Origin of the sequence: Rhodococcus sp. Leaf233, from assembly GCF_001426165.1 — a bacterium.
Taxonomy (GTDB): domain Bacteria; phylum Actinomycetota; class Actinomycetes; order Mycobacteriales; family Mycobacteriaceae; genus Rhodococcoides; species Rhodococcoides fascians.
Map to the genome: position 1 here is coordinate 547,473 of NZ_LMRO01000009.1, position 16,095 is coordinate 563,567.

Here is a 16,095-nt window from a genome sequence, read left to right on the forward strand (position 1 = left end):
GTGTGAAAGACAATCGGGAATTGGCAAGCGACCTGTCGCTTGCGGTGGTGAGGTTGACTCGCCACCTTCGAGGTAGGCGAGTGGACTCGCAAGTGTCGCTCACTCAGCTGTCGGCTCTGGCCACGCTGAGTAGGGAGGGCGACATGACGCCTGGCGCGTTGGCGGCTCGGGAGCGGGTTCAACCCCCGTCGATGACGCGGGTGATCGCGTCGTTGGCCGAGCTGGGTCTGGTGGAGCGCACGCCGCATCCCACCGATGGCCGTCAGGTGATCGTGTCGTTGTCGGCGGCCGGCAAGGAACTGATCGCGGACGAGGCGAGTGCTCGCGAGGCGTGGATGACCGCACAGCTGGCAGGCCTCGGACCCGAGCAGCTCGCGACGCTGCGAGATGCAGTGAGCATCATCAGCGCATTGGTCAGCGACTCCGAGTAGTTACCTAGGTTTATTATTTGACCTGTGGCTCCAGTTTCACGTACGTCCGGCGCGACGATGTTCGCTGCTCTGAAGACTCGCAACTACCGATTGTGGGCGTCGGGGCAGATCGTCTCGCTGGTCGGAACGTGGATGCAGCGGGTGGCCCAGGACTGGCTCGTGCTGACGCTCTCCGGCGGCAACGGCTTTGCCGTCGGCATCGTCATGGCCCTGCAATTCGGGCCGACGCTGTTTCTGTCGGTGTGGGGCGGAGTACTCGCAGACCGGTACGACAAGCGCAAACTCCTCATGATCACCCAGGTGTTCGCCGCAGTCTGCGGTCTGGTGCTGGGTGTGCTCGATGTCGGCAACATGGTCGAGCTCTGGCACGTCTATGTCATCGCCTTCATCCTCGGCTGCTCGTCTGCCATCGACGCGCCGGTGCGGCAATCGTTCACGATCGAGATGGTGGGCAAGGAAACTCTGTCCAACGCGATCGCGTTGAACTCGATGACGTTCAACATGGCGCGGATCGTCGGGCCTGCGGTGTCGGGAGTGCTCATCACCCTCGTCGGTACCGGCTGGGTGTTCCTGATCAACGCGGTGTCGTTCGCCGCGGTGTTCGGTGCCCTCTTGGCGATGAACGTCGGTCAACTCTTCCGTGTCGAACCGGCACCGCGCGCCAAAGGGCAGGTACGGGAGGGCTTTCGCTACGTCTGGGGGCGGGGAGACCTACGAGTGTTGCTGGCGACGGTGTTCATGGTCTCGACGTTCGGTCTCAATTTTCCGCTGAGTCTGTCGGTGCTGGCGCGCAACACGTTCGGCAGCGGAGCCGACGCATACGGGTTGCTGTCGACCACCCTCGCGGTCGGCACGCTCGCGGGAGCGACCCTGGCGGCCCGGCGCGCCACCGCCCCTCGATTGCGGCTCTTCATCGGTGCGGTCATCGCGTTCGGTCTGTTCGAGCTACTCGTGGGATTGATGCCCAATTACGTTCTCGTGGCAGTGCTGTTGGTGCCCACCGGCGCATTGACGCTGACGTTCACGACGTCGGCGATGAACATTCTGCAAATGTCGGTGCCGTCCGACATGCGCGGCCGCGTGATGGGCATCTACATGCTGTGCTTCCTGGGCGGAACTCCGCTGGGCAGCCCGGTGCTCGGCTGGCTCGCCGACGCCCTCGACCCACGCGCACCGCTCCTGTTCGGCGGTGTCATCTCATTGGCGACGGGACTCTTCGCTGCCGTGTATCTGCTGCGGCACAACAACTTGCGGATCACCGTGGTGCCGCCCGCCGACGGTCACCGGCTGCCCACCCTCGACACGGTGGCCGCAGCCGCCAAGGTCTGACGCTCCTCAGATCCACCCGTGGCGTCGGGCGAGTGCGCAGGCCTCGTGCCGGTTCGCCGCCCCGAGTTTCGCGGCCGCCGCAGAGAGATAGTTGCGGGTGGTCCCGGGTGACAGATGCGCGCGCTGCGCGATCTCCGCGATCGATGCGCCGTCGGCGGCGAACTCGAGCACATCGGCTTCCCTCGGTGTGAGCGGTGAGTCCCCGGCTCCGATGGCTTCCGCGGCGAGCGTCGGGTCGACGTACCGCCCGCCGCCGTGCACGGTGCGCACCACCTCGGCCAGGGTGGCGGCCGAGGTGGTCTTGGGGAGGAACCCGCGCACGCCGGCTTCGAGCGCCTTCTTCAGGTAGCCCGGCCGACCGTGGCTGGTGACGATGATCGACGCGCAGGTGGGCAGTGTCTCGGCAATTTTCTGCGCCGTCTCGATGCCGTCGATCCCGCCCATCTGCAGGTCCAGCACTGCCACATCGGGTGCCAGGGCCGCGGCAACCGTCAGGGCCTTCTCGCCCGAATCGGCCTGTCCGACGATCTCGATGTCGTCCTCCAGATCGAGCATGGTCGCCAGCGCCGATCGAATGAGGTTCTCGTCGTCGGCCAGTAGAACTCGAATCATGGTGTGGTCCTCGGGTTCTGGGGCGATGTGGGCAACACTGCGATGAGGGTGAATTCCTCGGGTGTCTGCTCCGTGCGCAGTTCCCCTCCGACCGCGACCAAGCGTTCCCGTAGGCCGCTCAGGCCCGTGCCGTCGTTGCGGCCGTTCGGCGCGCCGGGGTGGTCGTTGGTCAGTCGAATACTGCTGTCGGTCAGTTCGATTCGGCAATAGGTGGCCGCGGAGTGACGCAGTATGTTCGTCACGCCTTCACGAACCACCCAGGCGGCCGCCTCGGCCGCGCGCTCGGACAGTGCCGAGGTCTCGCCGGTGAGCTCGGTGGATATCCCGGCCGCCGACAGGAGCGAGCGGGCACCGTCGAGTTCGCCTGCGACATCCACCGATCGATAGCCGCGCACCAGCTTTCGGGCGTCGGTCATCGATTCCTGCGCCAACGCGCGCACCTCGTCCATCTGCGTCGCGGCGCGGTCGTCACCCCGACGGGCCAGCGTTGCGGCAAGTTCGCTCTTGACCGCGATGGCCGAGAGTGCGCGCCCGACGACGTCGTGCAGATCGCGCGAGAACCTCAGGCGCTCCTCGGCGACGGAGAGAGCTGCGGCTGCGTCGCGGGTGGCGTCGAGTTCGGTCACGATGCGCAGCAGCCACGCCGACAGTTGCACGGTGAAGGCCATGAAAGCGATGAAGACGCCGAGTATTACCGTTTCCAGCGCCGGGGTTCCCACGGCCGCGGCAATCGCGGCCGCGGCCACGGCTGCCGCGAGAGACCAGCGCAATCGAATCAGGGTCGCGACCGCGGTGGTGACGAGTACCGCGGCCCAGAGCGCGTTGCTCGTCGTCCCTCCGGCAACCAGCACCACAGCGGCGACGGCCATGATCGCCAACGGGATTCGAGGGTTGGCCGTCGACTCGCCGCCGAGTGCCGGGGTGCGCTGAACGACCACGAAAGCGGCGGCGGCACACACCGCTGCCGCCGCCGTCGATCGATAGTCGTCGTACTGAAGCGTCGTCAGCATCGCGCCGACGGCGACACCGACGGTGATCAGCAGGAACGATTGGCGGGTGTAGACGCGTACCTTCTCCACTGCACTGCTGTCGTTCCAGCCGTGCAGTGGATTGAGGTACTCGTACAGCTTCATGATCTCCAGCCTTGCAGACGGACGACGACAGGTGCGATCAGGACCGCGGTTCCCAGCGGAAGTGGGTGCGGGCGATCAGCAGGCTGCCGAGAATCCAGGCCAGCATCACCGCCACCGGCATGGCGGCCTCGCCGAAGGTGGCGGCGAACCCGACCGAAGCGTCGCCGGGGGTGGTGGTACCGAACCAGCCCAGATTCAACAGGTCCGACACCGCGGCCATGGGAGTCAGGTCGATGACGTTGCTCAGCGAATCCGGAAGAACACCGCGGAGCAGTGACGACCCTGCCATCGCGACCAGAATGACCGGCAGACTGGTGATCTGCGCTGCTTCCGCATTACGGGTGAAGGCAGACGTGATCAACGCCAGTGCGGCGAACAGTGCCGCGCCGCCGAGGAGGGCAACAGCAACCAGTAGGACGTTGGTGGGAACCGGGCCGCCGAAGGCCAGCACGACGGCCCCGACGATCAGGCCCAGCGTGACGGTGAGGATCAGCGAGGGTATCGCCGGGCCGAGCAGTATCTGAATGTCCGAACTCTCTCCGGTGCGAAGTCGCTTGAGTACCAACTCGTCTCGCCGCGTGGCGTAGATCGAGAGCATGTTGTAGTAGACCATGAACACCAGGAGGAACAGTGCGAAGATCTCGAGCGCGGCTCCGACTCCGGTATCGGTCAATCCGTTGTCGGACCGGCTGCCGACGATCAGCAGCACGATCGGGAAGATCAACGGCATGACGACCGCATTGAACAGCAGTACTCGGTTGCGTCCGAGCAGTGTGAATTCTGCTCGCGACAGGGCGGTCATCGTACTCATGCGCTCATCACCTCGGTCTTGTCGGTAGCTGGGTCGTTCACATCGGAGTTGTCGAATTCGTCTGCGATGGAGAGGAACACGGTTTCGAGCGATGCCGCGCGGGCGTCCAGGCCGTGCAGGGTGACGCCGTTGGTGCGAGCCCACATCAGTAGATCGGTCAGCGTCTCCTGAACCGAGGACGTCTGGATCGAGACCGTCTCTCCCGAGACGTCCATGGATGTGCCCGGCAGCGACGGCAGTGCCGTGCCCGGGGCCTTCAGTTCGATCTTCGCCGGATGGTCGGCGACCACCTCGTCCACCGTGCCGCTCCGAACGACTTGGCCGCGGTGCATGATCGCCAGTCGATCGCACAGCGATTCGGCCTCGTCGAGGTAGTGCGTCGTCAACATGATCGTGACGCCGGAGTTTTTCAGTTCCTGGATCAATCGCCATGTGTTGCGCCGACTTTCGGGGTCGAGACCGGTGGTCGGCTCGTCCAGGAACAAGATGCGCGGACGGCTGATGATCGCGCACGCCAGGTCCAGCCTGCGCTGCTCGCCGCCGGACAGGAATTTGACCCGCGTATCGGCGCGGTCGGCCAGGTCCACACGACCGAGCACCTCCTCCACCGGCAGTGGATGGCTGCAGGTGCCGGCCCACATCCGAAGACTCTCGGCGGTGGACAGATCCTGAGGCAGTCCGCCCTTCTGCAGCATGATTCCCAGAGCCGGCCGGACCTTGCGGCGATCGGCCACCGGATCCATTCCCATGATCCGCACCGTGCCCTTGCTGGGTCTCGAAAGGCCCTGAATCACTTCGAGAGTGGATGTCTTGCCCGCACCGTTGGTCCCCAGTAGACCGAACAGCTCACCCTCCGCGACATGGAGATCGAGAGCCTGGACGGCCTCGTACGCGTTCTTGCCCGAACCGTAGCGACGAGTCATTCCGTCGACGTCGATGATGGTCATGATTGCGTCCCCCAATGGCGCAGTCCGATGACGAACCGGACACCCATGAAGGCGACGATGACGCCCAGTGCGACGAACGCCGGAAGCGACGGCCCGACAATCGCGAACAACACGGCGATGATCGCGAGACTGATGACGATGACGACGATCTCACGCGCCATCGTCGGAGCCGGCCCGAGCTCCATCAGATCGGTGAACAGATTTCCTTCGTCTGGTTGCTTCATGACTACGATCCTGCTGCGCAACGAGCACCGAAAACAGTGCAGCGCATCATGACCTGAAGTGACAGCGTCACCGTCCAGCCATGACAAACGTCATGCGCGCGTGTCTCCACCCGATCTCCACCCGTGGGTCGATGTGCCCCCACCTCGATCTCCATAGCGTTGCTGACATGAACATTGCAACGATTGCTCTCGTAGTCCTTCTGGTCGGATACCTGCTGGTGCGGCGCATGACCGGCCAGCTCATGGAAGCTCGGCGCATGCTGGTGCTTCCGGCGATCCTCGCCGTCGCCGGACTGGCGTCACTGAATTCGACGGCGCTCTCGGCCACTGCGATCGGGTTCTTGCTCCTCGGCTGTGTCGTCGGAGCCGTGTTCGGGGTGGTCCGCGGCTACACCGTCCGGATCGCCGAGCGGGACGGAGCGGCATGGATGCGTTACTCGTTGGCGTCGGTCGGCCTGTGGGTGGCCGCGATCGCGGTGCGCCTCCTCCTCGTGCCGGTGGAGAATGTCGTGGATCCGGCAGCAGCGTCGGTCGCCGGGCAGGCCACCATGTTGGCCGTGGGGGTCGGATTCCTCGCCGAGTCGGTCGTGGTGCTCTACCGAGCCATGCATTCCGAGGCCACCATCGTGTGGCGAGCCGACAAGTCCGGCAACCACACGCTGTCGCCTACGCTGGCCGACATGCACAGTCGGGTTCGCGAAGGACGGGCGAAGATTCGGTGACGTCGGCACCCACGCCGGACGTACGGTTACCCGCACTCGACAGCTTCCGGCTGTCGAGTCGGCCGTATGTCACGGCCGTCGTCGTCGTGGCGGCGTTCGCGACGTCGGATCTGCACGATCCGCTCGTGCTCACGCTGCTCGTCGTCAACAGTCTCGTACTGGCGGCCTCGACGGTGTCGCGACGGTCGACCGGTCTCCGGCTGTCCCTCGCCGGGGCAGGCGTCGCACTCGTCGCCTCCGCCGCGATTCTTCCCCTGGGCGGAACCGGGGTCGCAGCAGCGTTTCCGTTCCTGTTCGCCGGACATGCCGGGTGGCGGTTCAAGCCGTCGATTGCGTTTCCGTATGCGGTGTCGCTCAGCGTGGCGTGCGCGTGCGCGCTGTGGATCGCCGATCACCACGGTGTCGACGGGTGGCCATGGGCCGCCGGTCTTTTCGCCGGGTGGCCGGTACTGATCGGGTATTCACGACGCAGTCGTCTGGACGCACTGCGCAATGCCCGGCGCGCCACCGACGCCGAATTGCGCGAGCATGCCCTGGCCGAGCGGGCCCGTATCGCACGCGACATCCACGACGTTCTCGCCCACTCGCTGTCCGGGGTCAACATGCAGCTCGAAGTCGCCGACGCGTTGCTCGACGCCGGTCGCGCCGACGAGGCCAGAGCCGCGGTGAGCAAGGCGCAGAGCCTCGTTCGCGAGGGCCTCACCGAAACCCGCAGGGCCGTGCAGACTTTGCGTCAGGACGTGCTGCCCCTGGTGCCGACGATGGCCGCTCTGGTGGACGCGGACGGGAACTTCCGGGTCGAGGGCGAGGTTGTCGATCTCGATACGCCGCAGTCGCAGTTCCTGGTTCGGTGCGCACAGGAGGCGCTGACCAATGCCCGTACTCATGCTCCCGGAGCGGCAGTCGACGTAGTGCTTCGCTTCGCGGCAGAACAGGTGGAGCTCTCTGTGACCAACGGCCCGGCTCCGTCGCCGCCGAAACCGGTCGACAGTACCGGAATGGGTTTGGTCGGCATGCGCGAGCGCGCCGCACTGGTCGGCGGGTCGATCGCGGCGGGTCCGGACGGGCGAGGTTGGACGGTCCGTGCCACAGTTGCTGTGCCGCAACCACACTGAAGACAACACGAAGGTGAGGGTATGAGCATTCGGATAGTGATCGCCGACGATCAGGCGTCGGTGCGCGAGGCGCTGGCGACGATGCTCGATCTGATCGACGACATCACCGTCGTCTCGACCGCGACGGACGGCGACAGCGCGGTCGCCGCAGTGCAGGCCGCGATGAGTACCGAATCCCTCGATGTCGTGCTGATGGACCTGCGGATGCCGGGCACCGACGGGATAGAGGCGACCCGAATACTGAAGGGGCTCTTCCCCGATCTACCCGTGGTGGTGTTGACGACCTTCTCCGACGAACGCTCGATACTCGATGCACTCGGTGCGGGCGCACGCGGATATCTCACCAAGGACGCCGGAAGGGTCGAGATAGCGGCGGCATTGCGGGCGGCGGCAGCCGGGCAGTCCGTACTGAACCCGGAGGTACAGGCTCGGCTGCTCGGAGCCGTCGAGCACTCCCGTCCGCCCGAGATCCCAGCTGGTTTGACCCCGCGTGAGGTCGAGGTCCTACGCGCGATCGCGGCCGGCCTGTCGAACCGCGAGATCGCTCAGCAGATGTTCGTCAGCGAGGCAACGGTCAAGACACATATCAACCATCTGTTCGCCAAAGCCCGACTGCGAGATCGAGCGCAGGCCGTGCACTTCGCCTTCACGCACGGGCTGGCAGGGTAGTCGCTCAGAAACCCCAACCCATGACGGCGGGACGCGCTGTTCCGAACGTCAGGTCGAGTGCGTGCAGTGATTCCTCGTTGCGGGCGGTGAGGCGATTGGCCGCGGCGAACAACCGGGCTCGGTGGGTACCGAAGTAGATGCTGGCGAGCACATCGATGTCGAGTTCGATGTCCGGTTCGGATTCCACCCGGGTGCAGGTGGCTTTGCCGTCGGTGACCGTCAGCGAGTAGGTACCGCCTGCGTCGAGGAAGGGATCCCGGACGGCGATGATCAGTGATGTGTCGAGGGCATAGGTGCGCGCCTCGAGGGCAGCCTCGACATGCATGATCCGGGCCCACAGAGCGTCGTGGTGAGCGGTGACCTTCGGCAGCCGGTTGTTGGTCAGCAGGAACGGCAGTGCCTCGTCGCGTGCCTGCCGTACCTCGATGGTGTCTACCAGGTCCACACCGACGAGGATCTGCCACAGCGCGGCGTAGGCGTCGTCGGTCACCGCGATGAATTCCTCCACCACGACCCGGCTCGGGTTGCGTCCGCGTCGGTAAGCGACGTAGCCGTCGGGATGGGCGATGAAGAACAGTGCGGTCAGTCCGCCGCGTCGGTTCTCGCGATCGGCGAAGAAGCGCTCCCAGCGGATCGGCGGCTTGGGCTGCGCGCCTGCGGTCTGCTGCTGCCACCGGTGGTAGATGTCCGGGAGCAGTTCGGTGGCCTCGGCCGATTCGATCAGCCGCACACCCGTCGCCGGGGGAGCGTCCTGACGGAACTGCGCGAACCGACGGTCGATCGAGACGCTGATCTCCTCGGTCACCGGCCCATACCCGAAGCGTCCGTAGATCGTCGCCTCGCTGGCCGTCAGCAGTGACAACGGTGCGCCGGCGTCGTTCAGAGCGCGATGCTGCTGGGTGAACATCGATCGCAGGATGCCGCGTCGGCGATGCGTCGGTGCGACCGACACCCAGGACACTCCCGATGCCTCGACCTGAGCTCCGCCGGGAACGGTCACCGACATCGGGAAGTGCATGGCCACACCGACCGGGGTCTCGCCGTCCCACGCCAGGTAGACGTGCTCGGACTTCGTCAGGATCTGCGTCTCGGCCAGGTCCTCGGCGTTCTGGTGCTCGCCGAACGCATGGGCGTCGAGCAGCGCGACGGCATCCCAGTCGTCGTCGGTGGCGGTACGGATGGTGATCGATTCGTCGGTAGTCATCGCTCACAACTTTTCCATACCGGGGTGGTGGTTCGCCGAGGGACTGCCAGAAATGCCGGGTGAGAAGATGGGCAGGTGGTGCATGTAATCGACATCGACGATCCCCTCGACCCGCGGCTCGACGACTTCCGCGACCTCAACTCCTCGGACAGGCGCCCCGATCTGCCCGAGGGCAAGGGGTTGGTGATCGCGGAGGGCGTGCTCGTCGCGCAGCGCCTGCTGAGCTCGCGTTTTCCGATGATCAGCCTGCTGGGTGTGGATCGACGGCTCGACGCGTTGCGCGAGGACCTCGCCGATTCGGACGTTCCGTTCTATCGGACGTCGGCCGAGGTGATGGCCGAGGTCGTCGGCTTCCACCTCAATCGTGGTGTGTTGGCGGCGGCGAACAGGCCGCCGGCCCTCGATCTGGACGACGTGCTGGCGGGCGCGAGCACGGTGGCGATTCTGGAAGGCGTCAACGATCACGAGAATCTCGGGTCGATGTTCCGCAATGCGGCCGGTCTCGGGGTGGACGCGGTGTTGTTCGGTGCCGCCTGCGCCGATCCTCTGTACCGACGGTCTATCCGGGTGTCGATGGGGCATGTGCTCCGAGTGCCGTTCGCGAAGGTGCCCGAGTGGCCTCGTGGCCTCGATCGGGTGCGGCGGCACGGTTTTCAGCTGATCTCGCTGACGCCGAACCCGGAGGCGGTGTCTCTGGCGACGGCGATGACGGGGGAGAAGGTCGCGTTGCTGCTCGGTGCCGAGGGGCCGGGTCTGACCGAACACGCCATGCGCGCCACCGACATTCGCGCTCGTATTCCGATGGCGCCCGGTACCGATTCACTCAATGTCGCGACGGCCGCGGCGATGGGCTTCTACGAACGGGTGCGTCTGACGTGAAGGATCCGGACGTTCGCTGGACCGGTGTCCCGGTTGCCGTGATCTCGGCGATCCTCGTCGCGGTGGCACTGACGGCGTTCGGCCTGGAACTGGCCAGAGTTCATCCGCTGCTCGCGATCGGCCTCAACCTCGTCGTCGTGGCGGGTGCAGCCCCGACGGTCATGCGGTGGTTCGGTGTTCCGGTATGGCGTTGGGCCGTGTACGGAGCGAGCGCCGGTGCGCTTCTGAGTTTCGTGGCGCTGGCGGCTCTGGCGTTCTGAGCCGGCCCGGGCAGGGGTGCGCACTACCGGCGACGATCGGCGGAATCCCGTCGATTGTCGGTCGTTGTGTGCAACGGTGCCCACCCGACCCATTATTTACGGGAGAACCAGCGCTTCTTCGGTCGCGGTGCGGGCTCGGCCGAGTCCGCTGCGGGCGCATTCTGGACCGGAACGTTCTGGGGCTGCGGCTCTTTGCCCGGCACGTACATGGTGAAACCGCAGACAGGCAGCGCATTCGGGTCGAGCTCGCCGGGCTTCGGGCCACCGGTGTAGCGGAAGCCGAGCCATTCGGCGTTGGCGGCTTCGGCGAATTCCTGGGGGTGGAACGGCAGTGACTGCGGATCCGGCATCACTCCGGGCGGATAGATCAGCGGGTGGTCACCGGCCCAGAACGGACGCTCCCACACCAGAGGTAGCCCCACGTCCTCGTAGATGTAGACGGGGGTGGCGCTGAACGAGCGTCGGAATTCACCGCGCTCCCAGTAGGCGAACGCACCCCAGGCATGCTCGGGGTCCGAGGCGACGAGGTAGGTGTGCTCGGAGGCCAGTGGGCGGGTGACGGATTCGGGAAGGGTCGACGGTGTGGGCACCGACAAGTTGGATCCGCAGACGACGGTGACGCCGGGGTAGCACCCGATGAACACGTGATCGTCGTCCACACCCGCCGAGGTCGAGATGGGACCCTGCTCGAGAGGGACGGCCGTGAGATGGGGGTAGAGCCGTCCGACGAGCGCACTGGCGGCGTTCCAGTCGGAGGTGGTGGCTTCTCGCAGTACCGATATGGGATCCGGTGCGTCCACGTACCAGATCGTTGATGCTTTGGCCCCCACTACCGGCACCTCTCTCTCCGTGACTTCCATCGAAGCCTACGGTGTGGGTGTCGACACTCCGACATCGCGCGGCACATCGGTCACACGAAGAACTCAGTTGTGACCGCTGCTGCGCACACCGAGCAGGACGTCTTCCCACGATGGCATGGCCGGCTTGCCGCGCTTGTCCTTGCCGCTGGTGTGACCGGCGGCAGGCTTGGGTGCGGGCTTGGGCTCCCTTGCCACCGGTTCGCGTGGCTGCTCGGGCTCGGGAGTCGGCGCATCGTCCACCTCGACGTCGATGGTCTCGGCGTCGATCTCGCTGTCGGCGGTGGTGCCGTAGTACTCGTCGAAACTCTGCTGCGAGGTCTCGTCGTCGGAATCCTCGGCGGAGGTGAGTGCACGTACCGGGGCCAGGCCGCGGAGTTGACGTCCGAAGTCCGGGTCGATCAGTTCGCGTGCGGTGTCGTCGAGTGGTGCGATGGTGCCGCCGTGACCGTCGGGCAAGAACTGCCAGTGCGCTTTGTTGGTGGTGCGACCTGCCTGCCACTTCAGCTGGGCGACCCACTTGTTGTCCTCGTCGCGCCAGGCGTCCCACGCCGCGTCGTCGAGGTTGTGTCCGCGAGCGCGGAAGGCGAGGGTGACGATGTCGAGCAGGGTCTGCACAGCCGGGCCGTCGTGCCGCAGCGGATGTCCGGCCTGGGCCATCGACGCTGCCTGCGAACGCTCGAGCAGTACGGGGTGCGCGAACACCTCGACTCGGCTGATGGCCATTCCGGAATCTGCGGCGACCTGTTCGATGGTCGCGCCGCTGCGGATACGGGCCTGGATTTCCTTCGGCCGGAGCAAGCTGTCCATTTCGATCTCAATCTGTCCTAGTCGAGCGATGTCTCCGCGTGAGGCTGCGCGGAGTTTGTCGTCGGCTGGAAGCCGGAATCTGTCGCCGGTTTTGGGATCTGCGCACACGACGAACTTTCCGTCGGCCTCGAGACCCACCACACGTAAGTCTCGCACCTTGACCTCCTCATCGCGCCGGCTCGCGATACCGTCGAATTCGAGCCTAGTTCACCTACCGTATTCGGCGGGTGTCCGACACGCCTCGCGGCGGTGGCGTCGGTTTCTTTCTCAGAGAGTAGACAGCTGCGCGCTCGGTTGCACCCGATCGGCCGAAGTCGAATCGATTCGGTTGCGCGACAAGGGCATTGCGTCTCGGCGAAGAAAGAACACGCCGAGTCCGAGTCCGATGGTCAGCGCCAGGGCGTGGCCGGCAGCGGTGAACGAGGGATCCGTGATGGCTCCGGCGGCGACAACGGCGATCCACAATGCGCCCCACACTGCGCGCCACGGCATCGTCAGGTATCGAATCAAGGACCCCGCCACCGCAGCTGCGGCATAACTGACCCCGACGTCGACGGCTACGGCCAACGAGTCGGCAAACCAGTCGACGTGGATGCCGACGAACAGCCCGACAGCTACCAGTGCCGTCGCGCCGATGTGCCCGGCGCAGAACGTGAGCAGAAACCGGCGCCACCCCGAGACCCACTCGGCGACGGCGAACAGGATGGCGACCGAGGCGAGCCACCACCAATCGGGCCGGCCTTCGGTGAGGAAGGCGCTGGTGACGAGCGTGGCGAGATGACCGTCGGTGAGATTGTGCAGGTTGGTGCTCGCGGCGTGCAGCACATGCCAACGATCGTGCGGCCCGATCTGCCCAAGAGTGACGGTTCCTGCGGCTGTGAGCAGGCAGTACACGAGCGTCACCCGCAGTCGTAGAACGACGGACAGGAGCCTGGACATGCGAACGCTCCCTCCGAGGTCGTTACGCTTGCGTAATTGATAGCAAGTGTAGGCCTCGAAGGGAGCGTTCGAGCTGTGAGTTGGCTGCCGACTAGCTCAGCGTGGAGACGACCCAGTCGATGCTCTTCGTCAGTGCGGTGATGTCGTCCGGCTCGATGGCCGGGAACATACCGACACGCAGCTGGTTGCGGCCGAGCTTGCGGTACGGCTCGGTGTCGACGACGCCGTTGGCGCGCAGGATCTTGGCGACCTGGGCCGCGTCGACCTTCTCGTCGAAGTCGATCGTGCCGACGACCTGGCTGCGGTGATCCGGGTTGGTCACGAACGGCGTTGCGAAGTCACTGTTCTCGGCCCAGTCGTACAGGCGTGAGGACGAGTCCGCGGTCCGCTTCGTGGCCCAGTCCAGGCCACCCTGCGAATTGAGCCATTCGATCTGGTCTGCGAAGAGCAGAAGCGTCGCCACGGCGGGGGTGTTGTACGTCTGGTCCTTGCTGCTGTTGTCGACGGCGATCGGCAACGACAGGAAGTCCGGAACCCACCGGCCACTGGAGGCGATCTCGTCGACGCGGGCGAGCGCGGCCGGGCTCATCAGCGCGACCCACAGGCCACCGTCGGCGGCGAAGCACTTCTGCGGAGCGAAGTAGTAGACGTCGGAATCGGCGACGTTCACCGGAAGACCGCCGGCACCGGAGGTGGCGTCGATCGCGATGAGGGCGTTCTCCGAGCCGGCCGGACGGCTGACCGGGATGGCCACGCCCGTCGAGGTCTCGTTGTGGGCCCAACCGATGAGGTCCACGGACGGATCCGACGTGGGCTCGGGCGCGCTGCCGGGCTCTGCCTTGACGACGATCGGATCGCCGATGAACGGGTTGTTCTTGGCCACCGAGGCGAACTTCGAGCTGAACTCACCGTTGGTCAGGTGCAGCGACTTCTCCCGGATGAGACCGAACGCAGCGGCATCCCAGAACGCGGTGGTACCACCGTTGCCGAGCACGACCTCGTAGCCCTCGGGGAGCGAGAACAGGTCTTTCAGACCACTGCGTACGCGACCGACGACGTCCTTGACGGGCTTCTGCCGGTGGCTGGTGCCGAACACGGACGCACCGACGTCGACCAGGGACTGCAGCTGCTCGGGGCGAACCTTGGACGGGCCGCAACCGAAGCGTCCGTCGGCGGGAAGAAGATCGGCGGGAATGATCGGCAAATCGGCCATGGAGTAGCGCGTCCTAGCGTCGATGGAATATGGCCTCCACAGGCTAGTCGGGTGTCATGACACCGTCGACTACCGGATCAGCTCCCAGCCGTCGACGGAGTCGGGGGTGCGGGGTTCGGGGCCGGTGTAGAGGGCTGCCGGGCGCACCAACTTGCCCAGGCGTTTCTGCTCGAGAATGTGAGCGCACCAGCCGGCGGTGCGTCCGCAGGTGAACATCGCGGGCATCATGTGCGCGGGTACCTCGGCGAAGTCGAGGATCACGGCGGCCCAGAACTCGACGTTGGTCTCGATGGCACGATCGGGGCGGCGTTCGCGCAGTTCCGTCAACGCGGCTTGTTCGAGCGCGGCGGCAACCTCGTAGCGCGGAGCGTTCAGGCGCTTGGCGGTGGCGCGCAGGACGCGGGCTCGGGGGTCCTCGGCGCGGTAGACGCGGTGCCCGAAGCCCATGAGCTTTTCCTTGCGGTCGAGGATTCCGGTGATCAGCGCGCGGGCGTCGCCGGTCTTCTCGACTTCTTCGATCATGGGCAGTACGCGGGCCGGGGCGCCGCCGTGCAGTGGGCCGGACATCGCGCCGATGGCTCCGGAGAGGCATGCTGCGACGTCTGCTCCGGTGGAGGCGATGACGCGGGCGGTGAACGTCGATGCATTCATGCCGTGTTCGGCGGCGGAGACCCAGTAGGCGTCGATGGCGGCGACGTGGGCGGGGTCGGGCTCGCCCTTCCAGCGGACCATGAAGCGCTCGGTCACGGTGGCCGCCTGATCGATGCGGCTCTGGGGCACAGCCGGCTGGTAGATCCCGCGAGCGGACTGCGCGACGTAGGACAGCGCCATCACCGAGGCGCGGGCCAGGTTGTCGCGGGCGGTGCTGTCGTCGATGTCGAGTACCGGCTGATATCCCCAGATGGGAGCGAGCATCGCCAGGCCTGCTTGCACGTCGACGCGAACGTCACCGGTGTGGATGGGCAGGGGGAACGGCTCGGCCGGTGGCAGGCCGCGGCCGAATTCCCCGTCGACCAACAGCGCCCACACATCGCCGAAGGTGACGCCCTGTGCAACCAGTTCCTCGATGTCGACTCCGCGGTAACGCAGTGCGCCGCCGTCCTTGTCGGGCTCGGCGATGTCGGAGGTGAAGGCGACCACACCTTCGAGACCGGGAACGAAATCTTCGGGAACGTGTTGAACAGCCATGGTCTGTGGACTCCCTCGTCGCGACTGCGCCCGGCTCTGCGCCGCATCCGGGCGTGCTTGCGGAAACCATAGCGAGCTTTTACGCGGGAGTAGCGTCTGGGTTCGTGTCTGCAGACGAACAGCGCCTGGCCACCATGCGAGTGGACTACGGCGAGCCCAAGGATCTCGACGTCGACGCCCTGAGCGACGGCTGGTTGCCACTGGCCCGGCAGTGGCTCTCGGACGCCGTTGCTGCGAATCTGCCCGAGCCCAACGCGATCGTGCTCGGGACGGTCGACGCTGCCGGTAGGCCCGCGACCCGCACCGTCCTGTGCAAGGACCTCGACGCCGAGGGCGTGGTGTTCTACACCAACTACGACTCGGACAAGGGCCGCGCATTGGCGTCGACGCCGTACGCGTCCATCACCTTTCCGTGGATCGGCGTCGCCCGTCAGCTCACCGTCCGCGGACCGGTCACCAGAGTCGATCGAGACACCACCGAGGCGTACTGGCGGACGCGACCGCGCGGCTCGCAGCTGGGCGCATGGGCGTCGGAGCAATCGCGAACCGTCGTGTCTCGCGACGCTCTCGCCGCGCAACTGGCCGAGGTCACCGCGACGTTCGACGGACGCGAGGTGCCGGTACCGCCGAACTGGGGCGGCATCCGCGTCGAACCGGAGATCGTCGAATTCTGGCAGGGTCGAACCAGCCGGATGCACAACAGAATTCGAGTGATGCCGGCGAGCGGTGTGATCGAGCGACTGCAACCGTGA

General features: G+C 66.0%; 19 protein-coding genes. 8 read left to right on the top strand and 11 right to left on the bottom strand.

From position 1 onward, the window contains the following. Positions 1-2: 2 nt before the first annotated feature. Both ASH04_RS13270 and ASH04_RS13275 read left to right on the top strand, forming a co-directional pair. Positions 3-431 carry a MarR family winged helix-turn-helix transcriptional regulator gene (locus ASH04_RS13270; protein ID WP_027495905.1) on the top strand — a complete coding sequence of 143 codons (429 nt, stop codon included), beginning with the start codon at positions 3-5 and terminating at the stop codon, positions 429-431. A 57-nt stretch (positions 432-488) separates the two neighbouring features. Continuing rightward, positions 489-1,760, top strand: a complete 1,272-nt coding sequence (locus ASH04_RS13275) for an MFS transporter (RefSeq protein WP_032365881.1) — start codon at positions 489-491, stop codon at positions 1,758-1,760. A gap of 6 nt (positions 1,761-1,766) precedes the next feature. Here the strand turns inward: ASH04_RS13275 and ASH04_RS13280 are convergent, their stop codons facing one another. Genes ASH04_RS13280 through ASH04_RS13300 form a run of 5 tightly spaced genes read right to left on the bottom strand, consistent with a single transcriptional unit; the run spans position 1,767 to position 5,487 of the window. Further along, a complete protein-coding gene (locus ASH04_RS13280) occupies positions 1,767-2,372 on the bottom strand; it encodes a response regulator transcription factor (RefSeq protein WP_027495906.1) in 606 nt (201 codons plus the stop codon). After that, positions 2,369-3,505, bottom strand: coding sequence for a sensor histidine kinase (locus tag ASH04_RS13285; protein ID WP_052066326.1), 1,137 nt, complete (start codon positions 3,503-3,505; stop codon positions 2,369-2,371). Before ASH04_RS13285 ends, ASH04_RS13280 begins: the two co-directional genes overlap by 4 nt. Before the next feature lie 37 nt (positions 3,506-3,542). After that, the gene (locus tag ASH04_RS13290) at positions 3,543-4,316 is read right to left on the bottom strand and encodes an ABC transporter permease (protein ID WP_032385741.1); all 774 of its coding nucleotides are present in this window, start codon (positions 4,314-4,316) and stop codon (positions 3,543-3,545) included. Next, complete coding sequence (locus ASH04_RS13295) at positions 4,313-5,263, bottom strand: ABC transporter ATP-binding protein (RefSeq protein ID WP_057473694.1); 951 nt, start codon at positions 5,261-5,263, stop codon at positions 4,313-4,315. Before ASH04_RS13295 ends, ASH04_RS13290 begins: the two co-directional genes overlap by 4 nt. Continuing rightward, positions 5,260-5,487, bottom strand: a complete 228-nt coding sequence (locus ASH04_RS13300; RefSeq protein ID WP_200937318.1) for a hypothetical protein — start codon at positions 5,485-5,487, stop codon at positions 5,260-5,262. Before ASH04_RS13300 ends, ASH04_RS13295 begins: the two co-directional genes overlap by 4 nt. Positions 5,488-5,654: 167 nt before the next feature. On the opposite strand from ASH04_RS13300, the gene ASH04_RS13305 reads away from it, so the two are divergent. The 3 genes from ASH04_RS13305 to ASH04_RS13315 are packed head-to-tail and all read left to right on the top strand — an operon-like array spanning position 5,655 to position 7,993. Continuing rightward, positions 5,655-6,209, top strand: a complete 555-nt coding sequence (locus ASH04_RS13305; protein WP_027495911.1) for a CcdC protein domain-containing protein — start codon at positions 5,655-5,657, stop codon at positions 6,207-6,209. Next, entirely contained in the window at positions 6,206-7,324 is a 1,119-nt protein-coding gene (locus tag ASH04_RS13310; RefSeq protein WP_082519245.1) for a sensor histidine kinase, read from the top strand. The genes ASH04_RS13305 and ASH04_RS13310 overlap by 4 nt, the downstream gene beginning before the upstream one ends. Positions 7,325-7,345: 21 nt before the next feature. After that, a complete protein-coding gene (locus ASH04_RS13315) occupies positions 7,346-7,993 on the top strand; it encodes a response regulator transcription factor (protein ID WP_027495913.1) in 648 nt (215 codons plus the stop codon). A 4-nt stretch (positions 7,994-7,997) separates the two neighbouring features. Here the strand turns inward: ASH04_RS13315 and ASH04_RS13320 are convergent, their stop codons facing one another. Next, positions 7,998-9,197: a GNAT family N-acetyltransferase gene (locus ASH04_RS13320; protein ID WP_057473695.1), complete on the bottom strand. Its 1,200-nt coding sequence runs from the start codon at positions 9,195-9,197 to the stop codon at positions 7,998-8,000. Between the two features lie 75 nt (positions 9,198-9,272). Between ASH04_RS13320 and ASH04_RS13325 the strand changes: the two genes are divergently transcribed. Beyond that, entirely contained in the window at positions 9,273-10,076 is an 804-nt protein-coding gene (locus ASH04_RS13325) for a TrmH family RNA methyltransferase (protein ID WP_057473696.1), read from the top strand. After that, positions 10,073-10,336, top strand: coding sequence for a DUF2537 domain-containing protein (locus tag ASH04_RS13330; protein ID WP_032381663.1), 264 nt, complete (start codon positions 10,073-10,075; stop codon positions 10,334-10,336). Before ASH04_RS13325 ends, ASH04_RS13330 begins: the two co-directional genes overlap by 4 nt. A 92-nt stretch (positions 10,337-10,428) precedes the next feature. Here the strand turns inward: ASH04_RS13330 and ASH04_RS13335 are convergent, their stop codons facing one another. The 5 genes from ASH04_RS13335 to ASH04_RS13355 all read right to left on the bottom strand — a co-directional run bounded on the left by ASH04_RS13335 (position 10,429) and on the right by ASH04_RS13355 (position 15,343). Next, positions 10,429-11,196, bottom strand: a complete 768-nt coding sequence (locus ASH04_RS13335) for a DUF6928 family protein (protein WP_156394537.1) — start codon at positions 11,194-11,196, stop codon at positions 10,429-10,431. A gap of 63 nt (positions 11,197-11,259) precedes the next feature. Beyond that, positions 11,260-12,159 (bottom strand): septation protein SepH, encoded by a 900-nt coding sequence (sepH, locus tag ASH04_RS13340; protein ID WP_057473698.1) that lies wholly within the window; start codon positions 12,157-12,159, stop codon positions 11,260-11,262. A 111-nt stretch (positions 12,160-12,270) separates the two neighbouring features. Then, the gene (locus tag ASH04_RS13345) at positions 12,271-12,942 is read right to left on the bottom strand and encodes a rhomboid-like protein (RefSeq protein ID WP_032371302.1); all 672 of its coding nucleotides are present in this window, start codon (positions 12,940-12,942) and stop codon (positions 12,271-12,273) included. A 91-nt stretch (positions 12,943-13,033) separates the two neighbouring features. Continuing rightward, positions 13,034-14,155 (bottom strand): phosphoserine transaminase, encoded by a 1,122-nt coding sequence (gene serC / locus ASH04_RS13350; protein WP_032365891.1) that lies wholly within the window; start codon positions 14,153-14,155, stop codon positions 13,034-13,036. Positions 14,156-14,224: 69 nt separating this feature from the next. Beyond that, the gene (locus tag ASH04_RS13355; protein WP_032371300.1) at positions 14,225-15,343 is read right to left on the bottom strand and encodes a citrate synthase 2; all 1,119 of its coding nucleotides are present in this window, start codon (positions 15,341-15,343) and stop codon (positions 14,225-14,227) included. Between the two features lie 134 nt (positions 15,344-15,477). Here ASH04_RS13355 and pdxH point away from each other — a divergent pair, with 134 nt between their 5' ends. Continuing rightward, complete coding sequence (gene pdxH, locus ASH04_RS13360; protein WP_032365893.1) at positions 15,478-16,095, top strand: pyridoxamine 5'-phosphate oxidase; 618 nt, start codon at positions 15,478-15,480, stop codon at positions 16,093-16,095.